This window comes from Novosphingobium aquae, from assembly GCF_037572715.1.
GTDB lineage: Bacteria > Pseudomonadota > Alphaproteobacteria > Sphingomonadales > Sphingomonadaceae > Novosphingobium > Novosphingobium aquae.
This window is the reverse complement of sequence record NZ_JBBHJY010000010.1, coordinates 49,155-64,669: the sequence shown is the minus strand read 5'-3', so window position 1 is coordinate 64,669 and position 15,515 is coordinate 49,155. Positions and strand designations below refer to the sequence as shown.

Here is a 15,515-nt window from a genome sequence, read left to right as displayed (position 1 = left end):
GTTACCCGTGCGCCGGGGAATGGGCCGGCTGCATATCGACCACCCAGCGCACGCTCCGCCGCATGGGCTCGATCCCGTCATGCGGCGATCCGGGCGGCATGTGGTGCGAGTTGGCATAGACGGTCATCGGATCGCCGCCCGCAAGCGAAACCAGCCGCTGGACCCCGGCAAGGGCGAAGGCATCGCGCAGGTCCGCACGGCGCGATTCGGGATAGAGGCCGACCGTCTGGGTCGTATCGTCGCACCACTTGATGACGTCGGTCAGGCTGTCGACCGGCACGAAATTGACCACCCGGTTGCTGAGCTTGTCGAAGAATTCGATGCGGTCGTTGAACTTTGAGACGATGAAGCCGCCGTTCAGCGTGTCACCTTCAACGTGATAGAAATCGTCCTCATCGCGGATCGCGTCCATCTCGGCCTCAAGCTCGCGGTTGGCCGTGACGAAGGGCACGGAAAGCAGCGCTGGCAACTGGGCATAGGCCGCGACCATCTTGCGGCCGAGTTCGACGACCTGCTCGATGCTATCCTCGTCCGTATCGCTCTCGACATAGACAATGCGCGTGTTGGCGCAGGCGGTCTGGTTGTAGAATCCGGCCAGCGTGGCGAGTCCGATGGCCGCTTCCTGCATGGCTTCATCGGATTCAAGGCCCTCGCGGCCAACCATCGACATCGAGTATTTCGGGTTGAGCGCCGTCAGGTCGATCCCTGGCGTCAGGAACTTCTGGATATGCCGGACCGAGCTCATTCCGCCCCAGGCCGTGATCTTGTCGATGCGGCTGGTCCGCACGATCTGCGAGTCCATGAATTCGTCGCCGCCCTTCCAATAGGCGACCGCGATGTGGCGGGTGACCGGATGGTCCGGGGCAATGAGGATCAGCGTCCGGGCAATCGCGTTTGCCGTAAGGGGATCGTTGGACGGCGATTTGATCAGGATGTCGGACTTGGTCAGCCCGGCGCGGGCAATCGTCATCGCGGCGACTACCGGCACGTTTCCGGCCGTGATGTGCAACTGCCGCGTGCCGACAGCGCGGATGCTCACCGTCTCGAAGCCGTTGCCGCCGGGGACCCAGCCGTCGATGTAGCGCAGGCCGATGGTCTTATCGACCAGCGCCAGCATCAGATCAGCGTCGAACATCCGGGGGAGTGCATCGTAAACCCCGCGCAGGATCGGTTCGGCAAGGCCGCCCGCCTGCAAGGCCAGTTCAAAGCTCTCCTGCAGCAGGGGATTGTCATCGAGGCTCAACTGCTTGCCGAGCTCCGCCAGCACCTCGACGATCCCTGCCATCGGCGTATCGTGCAGGTCGCGAAGGCGGGACGTATCACCCAGCACCAGGTCATGGACATGCTTGTGCGGATCCGCCTGCCGGAATGCCGAGCCACCGCGCCCCTTGAATTCGACGGCGTCGTCGCCCGGCATGATCAAACGCCCGCGGGCGATAATCGGAATGTCGACCATCGCCATCAGGCTTCTCCCTGAACGAAGGCCATGAATTCGTTGTAAGCCGCCTGTGAGCCGGCGCAGGTGATCTTGTCATCGCCCCCTTCGCTTTCGGCAAAGCGGCGGATGGTCTTGGCGATGCGGGGGCTTTTCCAGCCGCAGGGGCAATCGTCCTCCCAATGGATGGTAACTTCATCGCCCGAAGTGAAGCCGCCCCAATAGGACTGGGGGATCGGATCAACGAGGACGAGGCGGCCCTTCCGCACGCCTTCGCGCGGCATCGACTTGCCCTCGGCATCCATCAGCAGCGGTATAGAATAAGGCGGCAGGTGGAAGAAGCCATGGTCGCACAGGGGCGCATTGCCGATGCATTCGGAGAAACCATACTGGTTGCCCAGCCTTTCGACACCGAAGAAGTGCTTCACCTGGTCTTCCCAGTCGTCGGGCGCATCCTTGTAACCCTTCATCCCGCCGCCGCCGGTAACGATCGACCCGGGAGCGAATTCGCACCGCACACCCTTGTCGAGCCCTGCCCTGGCGACCCGGTAAAGATCGGCGAACGTGCCGCCGATCTTCACGCGCTGGCCCTTGAACTGGCCGATCAGCTTGCCAAACCAGACTTCCATATCGGCATCGCGCCGTCGGCCCTGTTCCAGCATGGCCTGCCGCTGTTCCAGCAGGGCCGGATCCAGCCCAAGGCTCATGACTTCGCCCCTGTCCTCGGCAGCCTGCAACCGCCCTGACAGGGCCATGAGGTCAGCCGGAATATGGGTGTCATACAGCGTGTGATAATGCTCGTCACCGCCAGCCATTTCGGCGCTGAACAGCGTCATCATCTTGAGCATCGTCTGATAACCGCCGCGATAAGTCGGTGAGAGCGTGGGCAGCTTTTCCCTCCACGGATCGATACCATTGCTGGCATGATTGACGTTGTAGAAGTGGAACTTCCACGGCCCCAGCTCATCATAGGAACGCGGGACAAAGGACAGCTTGCCGGTGGTTCCGCTCGAATAGGTCACGAGCATGCCATAAGCCTCCAGCCGAGCAAGCCACTCCTCGATGGTTGTCAGCCCGGTCAGGTCAACGCGCGTCAGGTCGTGTGCAGTCAGCTTGTCGAGCCAGGTGGTGAGCTTCGCGAAGTCACGGTTCTCGATGATCTGGATCGGGTAGTTCTTGAGAACGCGGTGATCGAAGCAAACCGGCAAAACGTCCTCGATCCGGTCGATCGTTTCCACGCCTTGCCGATCCGCCAGCTTCTTGAGCGCCGGAATGCGGTTGCGCAGGCGCGCGAAATTGATCCGCACAGCCTCAAGCTGAAGCTTCTCCCGCTCCTCACGCGGGATCGACATCAAGTCCTCCCAACTGCGGTAGGTCCAGGCTCCGGGGTTGTCGGGAAGAAGGCTGATCGTCATGAATATCTCCGGCTTGCGGATTTGAAATAGCGCGGTCAGCCAGTTCCCTGAACCCGCGATTGAACTTGCAGTGACAGGTTTTGGCTATGGGACTCGTTCATGTCAGGCTGACGGTTGGATCGCCTTGTTTGCCAAGCAGCAGAAACAGGAGTGCGCCGATCAGGCAGCCGGCGGCGCTGAGCAGCAGGTAAGCGGTGAAGCTGCCGGTCAGCGCAAGTGTAGCACTCAGCATGATCGAACCCAGCGATGCCGACAGAGCCAGCGAAGTCACCACCAGGCCGAGCACCGTTCCATATACGCGCAATTCAAAGTGACGCATGACAAGGTAAGCGGCAAGGTCGCTTTCCGCCCCAAGTGACAGGCCCATCACGACCACGGCAACAGCCAGCCCAAATGGACCGGCAAGGCCAGTCGACATGGCAAGCAGGCCCAGCCCCGGGAGCCCCAGCGCAACGGCGGCCACATAGTGCGAGGGAAACCGGTCAAGCGCGATGCCGCAAAGGAAACGCCCTGCCAGCACTCCCCCGGCAAACAGCGAAACCATCCATGCGCCCCTGGCGCTGTCGATTCCCTGCTCGGCCAGCATAAGCATCAATTGCGACGATTGCAGGGGATAGATCAGGTTGCACAGAAGGAAGCCGAAAAACAGCGTCCAGAACGTGCGGGAGCGTAACAGCACGGGGTAATCGCCGGTCCGTTCAACGCGCTTGCGGGTCGCAGAACTGCGGGGCTTATCACGCGGCATGAACGCAAGGGCGAATGCCCCGACCAATGCGACATAGAGCGCGACGGCAAGGTAGCCGGTTCGCCATCCTTCTCTGGTGATCAAAGCCTGAAGCAGCGGGCTGCCAACGATCCCGACCACGGCGGGTGCCGTCGCGCCAATGGCGAGAGCCAGGCCGCGCGCCGCAGCGAACCGTTCTGCCACAAGCCGGCTGTAGACGATCGACGTGGTGGTCGCGCCGCACAACAGATACTGCGCAAGCGAGATCAGGACGAAGGTTTCAAAGCTGCCGCCCATCTGGCTCATTGCGACGAAGGTCAGAGGGAATGCCGCGATCCCGACCGTCGCTACCGGGCGGATGCCAATCCTGTCGGTCAGTCGGCCAATCAGCGGGATTGTCGCGAGGTTGATCATGCCGAAGGCGCCAACCAGGGCGAACTGCGACCGTGTCCAGCCAAAGGCTTCGATCAGCTGCGGGCCAAAGATGTTCGCGACATAGTGATTGAGCAGGAAGCCCGAGGCCAGCCCGGCGCTCGCGGCCACAAGCGCACGCCGATGTTCTCGCACCTCCAGCCAGTAGCCGGATGCGGACGATTGCGGTCGGTCGGGCATGGTCATGGTTGCGGTGCCTGCTCGCGGTGGTGAATTTCAGACTTTGAACGGGCAGCCTGTCCGGGACGTGGAGGCCAAATTTGATCCCCTGACGGATCAGGGCGGCGCGATCGGGAGGGTGACCGGCCGCCCTGAAGCTCATCGGACACTTGCGTCAGAATTTCTTGCTCACTCCCAGCCGCACGAGCCGGCCCAGGGTGAACCCGTTGTCCACGCCGAACAGCGATCCCCTCGCTCCGCGATAGAGCGGCGGATCCGTATCGAACAGGTTATCGACGTTCAGCGAGAAAGACATGTCCCTGAATACGCCGCTGTCCGACGGGACCTTGTATTGGGCGAAGAGGTTGAACAGGTTGTAGGACGCGACCCGTGTCTGGTTGAGGTTCGCGGCATTGCCTATGGTCGCGAAACCTTGCGAATGGTTCCAGGTGAACTGCGTCTTGAACTGGCCTACCTCTGCGCCGATGCTGGCGGTCATGCGCAGCTTCGAGAAGTCCGTCGGCCGCTGATCGACTAATCCCGCGTTGGGGTTCGCCTGCCGCAGGAACTTCGTAATGTAGGTGCCCGCGATGTCCGTGTAGATAGCGCCAAAGCTGGTCTCATGCCGATAGCGCAAGTAGAGGTCGAGGCCGCTGGTCTTGATCCGGGCAAGGTTGGTCGACCGGCTGTCCATCACGGCATAGACACTATCAAAGCCCGATGGCAGGCCCGCCAAGGTTGCAGCGCTGTTGCCTGCGGTTGTTGCAAGCGAATTGAAATAGCTCTGCAGCGCCGCGTTGCCGGCATCGTAAGTCACAAAGTTATTGGGGAACTCCGCATAGAACGTCGCGGGTGTGAAGATCGGCGGAATCCCGATCGCTCCCTTGAAGTCGATGTTGTAATAGGTCGCACCCAGCGCGAGGCCCGGAACCGGCTTCAAATCGATCCCGAGCGACCACGTTTCCGCCTTCTGCGGATCGAGCGGGGCCTTCACGCCGCCGAGAACCACGAGGATGTTACGGTTGGTCGATCCGGGGGCCAGGCCCGGCTTGGTGAACGGACGCACTGCGGTGGGCAGCAGGTTCCAGTTCGGATTCGTGGCGAGCGCCAGATCGGAGAGACCCGGAGCCTGGAAAGCCTTGCTCCAGTTGCCGCGGATGGTCAGCCATTCGGCCGGCTTGAAATTGGCACCGACCTTCGGATTGAACGTGCTTCCGAAATCGCTGTAGTCATCATAGCGGCCCGATGCATTGATGGTCAGCATGTCGAGGATTGGCGCGTTGAGTTCGCCGAACACTGACTTCACCGTGCGGCGCTTCTTGAAATCTGTGAGCGCAGCCATGCCGGCGGCGGTGATGCCGCGCGAGTTGTTGCCGATGTATTGTTCCTGCAGCAGCTCGACGCCTGCTGCGACGCCGAGCGCCCCGCCAGGCAGATCGAACAGCTTTCCATCAAACACCGCCCGGAAATTCGCCTGTTTGTTCATGGCCCGCCCATACTGGAACCAGTCACGCGCCGTCGCGAGGGTCGCTGCATTCCCGGCTGCGGAGAGATTGGCGGGGTTAAAGGTCCCGGCGGCAGCGGCAGTCGTAACCGGCGTCAGATTGACGAGATTGCCAAGGAAGGTGGCCCTGCCGGTTCCATAGCTTGCCAGCGCATTCAGATGCCAGTTCGAGCCGAGATCGAGATCGATCGACGGAGTGACGCCAAACGATTCAAGTTCGGTCGTCTGCGCCGAGCTGTTGCCCCACAATGGAGAAAAATTGTAGACGAACACTTCCGCGCTCGTGACGCCCGCAATCGGGACATAAAACGGGCTGCTGGCCGGCACCGAAGTTCCGGCTGTTGCGGAAAGCGGCCCCCCGTCAGAGAACGACTTGCGGTTGAGGTAGAACGACTTGAGCGAAAAGCTCAGCGGACCACCTGAATCGAGATGCAGGCTCGCGAACACGGAATGCTTGGTTTCACGGGGATAGATTGTCTGCAGTTCGCTCAGATCGCAGCGATTACCCAGGCCGGCGGTAAGGCCCGGTAGGGCATAGGTGTTACCGCCTGCCGTGATGTTGCCCGGCGAACAGTCCTTGTTGGCGCCGACATTGTTGACCCAGTCCCGGCTTTGCGACCAGTCGCGGTCAGCGCCGTAAATCTCATCATGCCAGGAATAGTCGTAGGACACATAAGCCGATCCGCCCTCCCACTTGGTGCCGGCGGTTATTGCAGCGTTTATGGCCTGATAATTGTCAGCAAAGCCATAGCTGCCACGGGCTTCGATGCCGTCGAATTCCTTGCGGGTGATGAAATTCATCACACCGCCCACGGCATCCGACCCATAGATCGAGGAGCCGCCGTCCGTGACGATTTCGACCCGCTCGATGGCGCCTGGTGCGATCGCATCAAGATCAGGCGTGGTCTGCAGGATGCCCATGCCGGGCATGCGGTGGCCATCGAGGAGCATGAGCGTCGAATTGGTGCTTCCCGACGTGTTGCCAAGATAGCGCAGGCTGGGCCGGTTGACCGCGACCGAAAAGTTGTTGCTGCCCCGGATGCCGACGAAGCCCATGAACAGCCCGGCCTGCGGGATGTTGGCGATGAGGTCCGCCGTGTTGGGAGCACCGATCGCCTCGAGCTTGCTCTGATCGATGCCGATAGTCTGTGAACCTACTGCCTGCGATCCGCGGATCAGGGTTCCAGTAACGACAATCGGTTGATCAGCAGGCGCTTCCTCGCCGGGGGCCTCTGCACTGTTCGCAAGGGCCAGCCCCGGCCAGAGTGCAACCAGCGCCACGCCAAGCTTCAGCGCACCAAATCGAGTGGATTTCTTCACCTTCATAGTTCCCTCCCATTTTCGACCGCGGCCATCGTGGACTGCGTTCTTTCCCGGGGCGGAGGTTAGCTTCGGCAAATTGGCCAGCCACGGCTATCTCGGCTGACAGCGACAGCTTTTGGCTATCACTGGAATGTGTGGCGTATTTGGCGCGGCGCAGTCTTCAGCGAGGTGTTCGGCCCGGAAGGTCGGATAGTCGGCGGCGCAGATGCATAAGCCGACGCTCCGACCTTTCAGGACTCGTTAGCCCGGAGACAGTTTTTCGGCAAAGAGGCGCAGTGACATCAGCAAGCCTCCTAATGCCTTAGCGCAGGGAACCAAGGCGTTCAGGATGGTCATATGCCGAACATCTGCTCCTACGACCTCAGTTGCGACTGTTGGGCCTTTGACGAACCTGCTGAACCATGAGGTGCCAATCGTTAAGGGTATAATCATTAATTGGCATCGGCGTTTTGGCACCATCCAGGTCACCGAATGGTGCCAAAGCTAAGACTTCCTCCTTTTCGAGGCTCTCAATACCCACCGGCCAAGTCATGATCTGGAGGATAGATCTTCCAGCCCGTCTCAGGCGTCCAACCAGCAACACCTATCGTGCCCATGTCCATCTCCTCGCGCAGGCGCGTGTGCCCTCCTGTCAGCGTCCACCGCGAGAACTCCCGGATGGTGATGGGGGTGGCACTTGGTGCCCCATCCTCCCCTCAATATGCGAGGTAGAGTTCCAGGGCGTGGTTGACTTCGTGCGAGACATGAAGGTCTTCTTCGCTAACTTCTCGTCCCAATGAAGCGTGTTCTGGGTTATGTGGTTGACCCACTGTCCCCGGTCATATCGTCACCACAAACCATTCAGCTTTTCGTAGCTCTTTCAAATTTGGACGCGATTCAACCTCAAGGCATTTGTCACGACGCTAACCGACGACAGCGCCATGGCCGCAGCAGCGATCATGGGCGAAAGCAGGATGCCGAACAGCGGGTAAAGTAGCCCCGCTGCAACTGGCACACCGGCGGCATTGTAGACGAACGCGAAAAGCAGGTTCTGGCGGATGTTGGACATTGTCGCCTGGCTGAGCTTTCTGGCACGGACGATGCCGTTAAGGTCACCCTTGAGTAGCGTCACACCGGCGCTCTCGATAGCGACATCGGTGCCAGAACCCATCGCGATGCCGACATCGGCTGCGGCAAGCGCTGGAGCGTCGTTCACGCCGTCACCGGCCATTGCGACCACGCGGCCCTCGCTTTTCAGGCGCGCCACCACTGCGCTCTTCTGATCAGGCAGGACATCAGCCTCAACCTCGTCGATACCCAGTTTGCGGGCGACTGCTTCGGCGGTAATGCGGTTGTCGCCGGTCAGCATGACCACCCGGATGCCCTCACGGCGCAGCGCGGCAAGGGCTTCGGCCGTGGTCGGTTTGATCGGATCAGCGATAGCGATCGCCCCGCCGGCCCGGCCATCGATCCCGACGAAGATAGCTGTAGCGCCTTCGCGGCGAAGATCGTCAGCGGCGCTCGCGAGAGCCGACGTATCGATGTTCTGCTCGGTCAAGAACCGGGCGTTCCCGAGCACGATACGTTTGCCATCGACTGTGCCGATGGCCCCGCGACCTGTTGGCGAGTCGAAATCGCTGACCTGCGCTGACGCCATGCCACGAGCCTTGGCGGCCTCGACAATGGCGAGTGCCAGCGGGTGCTCAGATGCCTGTTCAACCGCCGCGGCGAGGCGCAGCACTTCGTCCTCGGTATGGCCCGAAGCAGGCACCATGGCTGCCACAGCCGGATGCCCCATCGTCAGCGTGCCGGTCTTGTCGACCACCAAGGTATCGACCTTTTCCATGCGTTCGAGCGCTTCGGCATTCTTGATCAGGACGCCCAGCCCGGCACCCCGGCCAACACCGACCATGATCGACATCGGCGTGGCGAGGCCAAGCGCGCAGGGGCACGCGATGATCAGCACGGCAACGGCTGCCACCAGTCCGTAAGCAAACCTTGGCTCCGGCCCCCAGATGCTCCACCCGGCAAAGGCAAGAACCGCGATGGCAATCACCACGGGCACGAACCAGCCAGAAACCTGATCTGCCATGCGCTGGATCGGTGCGCAAGAGCGCTGCGCCTCTGCGACCATCTGGACGATCCGGGCCAGAATGGTGTCACGTCCGACCTTGGTCGCCGCAATGACCAGCGCGCCTGTCTGGTTGAGCGTGCCGCCAATCACCGCATCGCCCTTGGCCTTGGTGACGGGCATCGACTCACCGGTGACCATCGATTCATCGAGCGAAGAACGACCGTCCTCTACCTGGCCATCGACCGGCACCTTTTCACCGGGCCGCACGCGCAGATGGTCGCCGACGGCGATGGTCTCGAGGCCGACTTCCTCTTCGCTGCCATCCGGCATCAGGCGGCGCGCCGTCTTGGGGGCGAGGCCGAGCAGGGCCTTGATCGCCCCTGAGGTCCGTTCGCGGGCACGCAGTTCGAGGACTTGCCCCAGAAGGACGAGCACAGTGATGACCGCAGCTGCCTCGAAGTAGACCGCGACGCTGCCATCGGAATTGCGAAACGCCGGCGGGAACAGTCCGGGGGCCAGCGCGGCGACCATGCTGTAGAGCCAGGCCACCCCGGTGCCCATGGCGATCAAGGTGAACATGTTGAGGTTACGGGTCTTGAGCGACGCCCATCCGCGCACGAAAAACGGCCAGCCTGCCCAGAGAACCACCGGCGTTGCGAGAACAAGCTGGATCCAGACGGAAAGCCGCATTGGCACGAGGTGGTGAATGGCGGGGAAGATGTGCCCGCCCATCTCGAGCAGGAAAACCGGCAATGCCAAGACGAGGCCGATTTTAAAACGCCGGGTCATGTCGAGCAACTCGGGGCTCGGTCCATCATCGATACTGACTTCAGCCGGCTCAAGGGCCATGCCGCAGATCGGGCAGGCGCCGGGATGATCCTGTCGCACCTCCGGGTGCATGGGGCACGTCCAGATCGTTCCGGCCGGAGCGTCAACTGGCGGGTGCTCGCCCAAATACTGATCCGGGTTAGCGACAAACTTCGAGCGGCAGCCAGAGCTGCAGAAGTGGTATGGATGACCCGCGTGTTCAGCGTGATGAGCGGTCTTTGCTGGATCGACCGTCATGCCGCAGACAGGATCAAGCCCCATCCCTAATTGGTCATGACCGTCGTGGTGGTGTGCATGTGAGGCCGTATTGTTCATCGCTGGTTCCTGGGTGCGGTCCGCGGCAAGGGACGCCAGACTGAGGGACAACTTGCGCTCGTTCGTATCGAAAGCAAGAGCAGGCACGCCCCATGGAACATTCGCTGAATGCCGCCGTATTTGGCGAGTACTTTGCACTCCACCAAGTCCCGACAGCGTCTGGGAAAACAGACAACCCTTGCGAACCGGGTGCGAGTGGCGGGTCACATGATAGGTTTCGGGTTAGGCGAGGCGGCGGCTGATTAGCGCTGCGAAGGATCGAGGAGAGACTTGAGGTCCTGGGCCATTTCCATCGGAGCAAAGGCGCTGACATTGGCACGTCCCGTATTGCCGACGGGAAGTCGCCCGGTGAGATGACCGAGCGGCACAAGAAACAGGCGCGCAACTTGCCCGATCCCTTCTCGCCAATCTCGGTCACGACCTGCCATTTGCAGCATCTTGATGTGCGACTGCCAATGCAACCTGAAATGCATTTGGGCGGCGATGTGCGCGCGTTCCAAATGATGCCAGGCCGCCGCGCCCTCGCCGGCCTGCTCGGCGCGGTCGGCAGCAAGGTATTCTTCGGCCAGGAACGCGACAATGCGCAGACGGTCTTTCTCAGCCATGGGCGAGCTCCCTGCGCGCATGGAGGAACACTTCGGCACTGCCCCAGATCGCAAGGCTGGCCATTATCGCGGCGACCACGAGGTCCGGCCAGGCGTGGCCCGTGCCGAAGACTCCCAGCGCCGCGCCGAGCACAGCCAGGTTTGCCAGCGCATCGTTTCGAGAGCAGATCCATACAGAACGCATGTTTGCGTCACCCTCTCGATACCGGAACAGCATCAGCGCCACAGAAACATTGACCAAGAGAGCCAATGTCCCGACCACACCCATCATCTCAGGTCGCGGGTTTGATCCGGCGAGAACGGCATAGATTGCGTAGCCGATCACCCAAATCCCGAACGCAAGCATGGTTGCAGCTTTGACAAGCGCCGCCCGTGCGCGCCATGCCAGGGCCATGCCGGCTACGCCGAGGCTGACCGCGTAGTTCGCCGCATCTCCGAAGAAATCCAGAGCATCCGCCTGCAACGCGCGCGAATCCGATGCGATGCCGGCGATGATCTCGACGAAGAACATGGCCACGTTGGCGATCAGCGCGATCCACAGGATCAGCCGCCACTGCCGGTCATTGTGCCCTGCTGGATCGGGTTCGGGCGTCTCGCAGCAGGATTTGCCCATGCCGCTCTCCTTGCAACGTTCGAGTCGCCCGATCATATGCACCTTGTAGTAACTACAAGGTCAAGCGATGCGTATTGGAGAACTGGCAAGAGCCACAGGAACCAAGGCTGAGACGATTCGATATTATGAGCGCGAAGGCATCCTGCCTTCCGCCGACCGGACCGACAGCAACTACCGCGACTACTCGGCGGGTCACCTTGCCACACTCAACTTCGTTCGCAGAGCGCGCGAGCTGGGCTTCAACATGGCGCAGGTCCGCGAGCTGCTCAAGCTCTCTGACCACGAGGACAATGATTGCGCAGACGTCGACAAGCTTGTGAAGGATCAGCTTGTTGAGGTCGATCGCAAGATCGCAGATCTGACGTCGCTGCGTGACGAACTGGGGCAGATGCTGACATCGTGTCAAGCTGACCGCATCGGTGACTGCCGCATCGTCGAAAGCTTGGGCCGCACTCGGAAGACGCAGGTCAGCGCTGGCAGTTAAGAAGCTCGTAGGGTTGTGCAGGGGTGATCGTGTAGTGATGCATCACCTTCCCGTGCCAGGTTTCATGCCAGTCGAGATACCCCTTGGCCGCTACGTCGTTGCGCAAGCCCTTCAAGGCCGCCTTGGACGCAGCAGGGATCGAAAATTGCCGCGGGCACGACCTGCGCCATACGCGGGCAACTCGTATCGTGCGATCAACGGGTTCGCTCGCGGTGGCCAAGGAGGCGCTCAAGCACAAGAGCATCAACATGACGCTTCGCTATGCTCACGTTATGGATGAAGACCTTCGGCGAGGGCTTGAAATTAGCGAGTCCCGAAATAGTCCCGAAGTGTCGAATAACTGAGGATCAAAACGTGAGTTTTTCCGAGCGCGTTGGCTATGCAGTCAATCTCGGTGGAAACGAGATGCTCTACCAACTGAGCTAAGCCCCCATGCACCGGTAAGCCGCGCTATCGAGAGGTTTTTGCCGCCGCGTCAACCGGGTTAAAAAGGACATGCGCAGTGCCGAAATGACCGGCTTTTTGCCCCCCATCACCATCCCGCTCGATTGATCTTGCGGCGCTTTTGCGATCGGCAAATCTTGCATTGATCCTACCGCATCCTGGTTTCTCCTCGTATGGCCGGGGCTGGAGAACACGCCTTGGCTGACACAACGATCCCTCCTGCCCCTGCCCGCGAAGGCATGATCCGCATTCCCGGCGGCACTTTCACGATGGGATCGGAGAGCTTCTATCCCGAGGAAGCGCCCCTGCGCCGTGTGTCGGTGGATAGCTTCCTGATCGACGAAATCCCGGTGACCAATCGCCAGTTCGCCCGTTTCGTCGCGGAAACCGGCCATGTGACGCTGGCAGAAATCGCGCCTGACCCCAAGGACTATCCGGGCATACCGGCCGAGATGGCGCATCCCGGCTCTTTGGTTTTTCACAAGACCAAGGGCCCGGTCGACCTGGGCAACCCGCAGAACTGGTGGCAGTTCGTGTTCGGCGCCGACTGGCGGCACCCGTATGGCCCTGATGCCGACCTCGACGCGCTCGACCTTTGGGACCATCCGGTCGTGCAGGTCGCATGGAGCGATGCCGAGGCCTATGCCAAATGGGTCGGAAAGGACCTGCCCACCGAGGCGGAGTTCGAATATGCCGCGCGCGGCGGGCTGGAAGGCAGCGACTATGCCTGGGGCGAGGAACTGGCCCCCGGCGGGCAGATGATGGCCAATTACTGGCAGGGCCTGTTCCCGTTTTCCAACACCAGACTTGACGGCTGGGAGCGCACCTCGCCGGTGCGCAGTTTCCCGCCGAACGGCTACGGCCTGTTCGACATGATCGCCAATACCTGGGAATGGACCGCCGACTGGTGGAGCGAGCGTCCGCAGACCGTGGCCAAGAAGCGCGGCGATTCGTGCTGCACGCTCGACAATCCCAGAGGCGGCAAATTGCCTGCCAGCTTGGACCCTGCACAGCCGCAGATCAGGATCGGCCGCAAGGTGCTCAAGGGCGGGTCGCATCTCTGCGCGGAAAACTATTGCCAGCGCTATCGCCCCGCCGCGCGGCACCCCGAAATGATCGACTCTGCCACGACACACATCGGTTTTCGCTGCGTCGTGCGGGGGAGGGGCTGAGGGCGTAGGGCTGGTTGCGCTGGCTCCTGCAGTTGGCCGGTTCGGTTTGCCCGCTTGGCCGCCGCGATCCATTGAAAACACACGATTGGTTTGTGCTGTAGTGCGCTTTTCTGCGGCATCTGCGCAAAATCTGGTTACAGAGGGCCGCGATGGACCATGAACCGCTCCCGCTAGCCCTTGAACGCGCCCGCCGCGTGATGGAGCGCGTGCAGCAGGGGCATGCGGTTAGCGCCTATGAGATGGCGCAGGCCCGCGAGACTTTCGAGCGGGCCTTGCAGGAATTGCAGCGCGGGCAGGCGGTTCGGCGCGACAACTTGCTGATGGCAGCGCTGGCCGGCGCGATGTGGGCTTCGTGGATCACCGGAACAGCCATCCTGCTTTGGGCCTGACACCCGGTGTGTCAGGACTCCGTGGTGATTTGGTCAACCAGGGCCATGGCAGCGGCATGGACGTCCGCCCATGTCTCCTCAAACCCGGCGGCATCGCCGAAATAGGGATCGGTCAGTGACTGCCCCTCGCGCCCTGCGACCAGATCCAGCACCAGCGCCAGTTCGGCAGTGGCAAGGGCCGGCCGCATCGCTTGCAGGTGTGCAAGGTTCTGGTGGTCTGCCGCGATGATCGTGGTGAAGCGCGAGAAGTCGGCCGGGCGGACCTGACGGGCGCGGTAACCAGTGATGTCCTCACCGTGCCGCGCGGCGGTGGCGATAGCGCGGCTGTCTGGCGGCTCGCCCGAGTGCCAGTTACCGGTTCCGGCGGAGTCGGTCTCGATATCAAGCCCGGCCTCTCGCGCCGCTTTACGCAGGGCGGCTTCAGCCAGCGGAGAGCGGCAGATATTGCCCAGACAGACGAAGAGGACGGAAGGACTTGCCATGGCGAAGAGCCTAGCCCGCGTTCTGCATACCGGGCAAGAAAAAGGGGGAGGAACAGGCCTGCGGGGCTGGCGCAGGAGGGGGACGTTCCTCCCCCGATGCCGTCTCCCGGAGTGAGGGGTGGGAGACGGCGGGCAGCTGGAAGAGATGCGATCAGATCGGGCGGGCAGGCCCATCCTCGATTGCGGTAAAATAGCGCGCCATGGCATCGGCGGCCGCCTCGGTCAGTTCGATGAAGGCACGGCGGCGGTCGCTCTGGTCTTCGACACGGGTGAACAGGCCGCAAGTGATCATCTGGTTGATCCAGCGCAGCGCGGTGGACGGCGGCACGCAGGCTGCGATGCACAGCGAGGTCACCGACACGCGCTTGTTTTCGCCGCGCGCGGCAGTGAGGTCTAGCAGCATGTCCCAGGCCGGATCGGAAAACAGGTCGGCCCCGAAATAGCGCGCGCGCTGCTGCCGCTGGCGCAGGATCGTGCGGACCATCGGCGCATGGGGAAGCGCCGGCCGGGCAGAGCGAAGCAGCGCCGTCTCGCTTTCCGAAGAACCGGCCCAGGCGAGAGCCGGCGAGCGCAGCGCAGAATCCCCGCCCTGCTGGAAGGTTTCGAGCCGCTGGGCGATGGCCTCCACCTGCTGGGTCAGCCGCATCAGCGCAAACCGGTCCGCCTCGGCCAGTTCCCGCACGCCGTGCCCCGGGGAAAGTGCCCGCACCCGGCCAAGCGCAATGACGAAATCCGTGCGCCCCGCGTCCACGAGCAATTGCGCGCGGGACTGGTCGATGCAGCCGAACACGGAGTCCAGCGCTTCCATCGAGGTCGAGACGATCAGTTGCGCGCCAGACTGCCGGACCCGCATATCGAGCCGGGCGAGGACGGCCAGCGTCTGGGCATCGGCAACAGGGCAATCGAAGACGATCACTTCGCCCAGCGGATGCGCATCGCCGCTCACCAGTGCCGCAATGCCTTGCGCCGAGGTGACATGATAGCCCGCATTGACCGCATCCTCGCGCAGTTGCGCGAGCACGTGGGGCCGATCAGCGAAGACCGCGAGGCTCAGCGCCGCGCCGGCATCATTGGCGGCAAAGGCCTGCTCCAGATGGGCGGGCGCACTATGGGCGAAGGGTGCCTGCGGCATGGTTCC

13 protein-coding genes are annotated in these 15,515 nt (G+C 62.0%); 4 read left to right on the top strand and 9 right to left on the bottom strand.

Features of this window, described 5'->3' with window-relative positions:
* Position 1 precedes the first annotated feature (1 nt).
* The 7 genes from WG900_RS17275 to WG900_RS17245 all read right to left on the bottom strand — a co-directional run bounded on the left by WG900_RS17275 (position 2) and on the right by WG900_RS17245 (position 11,406).
* The gene (locus tag WG900_RS17275; protein ID WP_339969134.1) at positions 2–1,462 is read right to left on the bottom strand and encodes an acyl-CoA reductase; all 1,461 of its coding nucleotides are present in this window, start codon (positions 1,460–1,462) and stop codon (positions 2–4) included.
* A complete protein-coding gene (locus WG900_RS17270) occupies positions 1,462–2,850 on the bottom strand; it encodes a hypothetical protein (RefSeq protein ID WP_339969132.1) in 1,389 nt (462 codons plus the stop codon). Before WG900_RS17270 ends, WG900_RS17275 begins: the two co-directional genes overlap by 1 nt.
* Positions 2,851–2,947: 97 nt before the next feature.
* Positions 2,948–4,192 carry an MFS transporter gene (locus WG900_RS17265; RefSeq protein WP_339969130.1) on the bottom strand — a complete coding sequence of 415 codons (1,245 nt, stop codon included), beginning with the start codon at positions 4,190–4,192 and terminating at the stop codon, positions 2,948–2,950.
* Positions 4,193–4,340: 148 nt separating this feature from the next.
* Complete coding sequence (locus WG900_RS17260; protein ID WP_339969128.1) at positions 4,341–6,995, bottom strand: TonB-dependent receptor domain-containing protein; 2,655 nt, start codon at positions 6,993–6,995, stop codon at positions 4,341–4,343.
* Between the two features lie 856 nt (positions 6,996–7,851).
* The gene (locus WG900_RS17255; RefSeq protein WP_339969126.1) at positions 7,852–10,134 is read right to left on the bottom strand and encodes a heavy metal translocating P-type ATPase; all 2,283 of its coding nucleotides are present in this window, start codon (positions 10,132–10,134) and stop codon (positions 7,852–7,854) included.
* 296 nt (positions 10,135–10,430) lie between these two features.
* Positions 10,431–10,793 carry a DUF3703 domain-containing protein gene (locus WG900_RS17250; protein WP_339969124.1) on the bottom strand — a complete coding sequence of 121 codons (363 nt, stop codon included), beginning with the start codon at positions 10,791–10,793 and terminating at the stop codon, positions 10,431–10,433.
* Positions 10,786–11,406, bottom strand: a complete 621-nt coding sequence (locus tag WG900_RS17245) for a cation efflux transmembrane domain-containing protein (protein ID WP_339969122.1) — start codon at positions 11,404–11,406, stop codon at positions 10,786–10,788. The genes WG900_RS17250 and WG900_RS17245 overlap by 8 nt, the downstream gene beginning before the upstream one ends.
* A gap of 67 nt (positions 11,407–11,473) precedes the next feature.
* Between WG900_RS17245 and WG900_RS17240 the strand changes: the two genes are divergently transcribed.
* The 4 genes from WG900_RS17240 (at position 11,474) to WG900_RS17225 (ending at position 13,895) form a co-directional block, all read left to right on the top strand.
* Positions 11,474–11,890: a MerR family transcriptional regulator gene (locus WG900_RS17240; protein ID WP_339969120.1), complete on the top strand. Its 417-nt coding sequence runs from the start codon at positions 11,474–11,476 to the stop codon at positions 11,888–11,890.
* Between the two features lie 83 nt (positions 11,891–11,973).
* A complete protein-coding gene (locus WG900_RS17235) occupies positions 11,974–12,234 on the top strand; it encodes a tyrosine-type recombinase/integrase (protein ID WP_339969118.1) in 261 nt (86 codons plus the stop codon).
* Positions 12,235–12,573: 339 nt separating this feature from the next.
* The gene (locus WG900_RS17230; RefSeq protein ID WP_339969391.1) at positions 12,574–13,506 is read left to right on the top strand and encodes a formylglycine-generating enzyme family protein; all 933 of its coding nucleotides are present in this window, start codon (positions 12,574–12,576) and stop codon (positions 13,504–13,506) included.
* Positions 13,507–13,655: 149 nt separating this feature from the next.
* On the top strand, positions 13,656–13,895 hold the full coding sequence (locus tag WG900_RS17225; protein ID WP_310531157.1) for a hypothetical protein: 240 nt from the start codon (positions 13,656–13,658) through the stop codon (positions 13,893–13,895).
* An 11-nt stretch (positions 13,896–13,906) separates the two neighbouring features.
* Here WG900_RS17225 and WG900_RS17220 read toward each other — a convergent pair whose 3' ends face one another.
* Both WG900_RS17220 and WG900_RS17215 read right to left on the bottom strand, forming a co-directional pair.
* Positions 13,907–14,377 (bottom strand): low molecular weight protein-tyrosine-phosphatase, encoded by a 471-nt coding sequence (locus WG900_RS17220; RefSeq protein WP_339969115.1) that lies wholly within the window; start codon positions 14,375–14,377, stop codon positions 13,907–13,909.
* A 151-nt stretch (positions 14,378–14,528) separates the two neighbouring features.
* Positions 14,529–15,509: a MarR family winged helix-turn-helix transcriptional regulator gene (locus WG900_RS17215; protein WP_339969113.1), complete on the bottom strand. Its 981-nt coding sequence runs from the start codon at positions 15,507–15,509 to the stop codon at positions 14,529–14,531.
* Between the last annotated feature and the right edge of the window lie 6 nt (positions 15,510–15,515).

Excerpts from the sequence above, each read along its gene's own strand:
- WG900_RS17275 (WP_339969134.1), bottom strand. The coding sequence starts at position 1,462 with ATGGCGATGGTCGACATTCCGATTATCGCCCGCGGGCGTTTGATCATG.
- WG900_RS17270 (WP_339969132.1), bottom strand. The coding sequence starts at position 2,850 with ATGACGATCAGCCTTCTTCCCGACAACCCCGGAGCCTGGACCTACCGC.
- WG900_RS17265 (WP_339969130.1), bottom strand. The coding sequence starts at position 4,192 with ATGACCATGCCCGACCGACCGCAATCGTCCGCATCCGGCTACTGGCTG.
- WG900_RS17260 (WP_339969128.1), bottom strand. The coding sequence starts at position 6,995 with ATGAAGGTGAAGAAATCCACTCGATTTGGTGCGCTGAAGCTTGGCGTG.
- WG900_RS17255 (WP_339969126.1), bottom strand. The coding sequence starts at position 10,134 with ATGGGGCTTGATCCTGTCTGCGGCATGACGGTCGATCCAGCAAAGACC.
- WG900_RS17250 (WP_339969124.1), bottom strand. The coding sequence starts at position 10,793 with ATGGCTGAGAAAGACCGTCTGCGCATTGTCGCGTTCCTGGCCGAAGAA.
- WG900_RS17245 (WP_339969122.1), bottom strand. The coding sequence starts at position 11,406 with ATGGGCAAATCCTGCTGCGAGACGCCCGAACCCGATCCAGCAGGGCAC.
- WG900_RS17240 (WP_339969120.1), top strand. The coding sequence starts at position 11,474 with ATGCGTATTGGAGAACTGGCAAGAGCCACAGGAACCAAGGCTGAGACG.
- WG900_RS17230 (WP_339969391.1), top strand. The coding sequence starts at position 12,574 with ATGATCCGCATTCCCGGCGGCACTTTCACGATGGGATCGGAGAGCTTC.
- WG900_RS17225 (WP_310531157.1), top strand. The coding sequence starts at position 13,656 with ATGGACCATGAACCGCTCCCGCTAGCCCTTGAACGCGCCCGCCGCGTG.
- WG900_RS17220 (WP_339969115.1), bottom strand. The coding sequence starts at position 14,377 with ATGGCAAGTCCTTCCGTCCTCTTCGTCTGTCTGGGCAATATCTGCCGC.
- WG900_RS17215 (WP_339969113.1), bottom strand. The coding sequence starts at position 15,509 with ATGCCGCAGGCACCCTTCGCCCATAGTGCGCCCGCCCATCTGGAGCAG.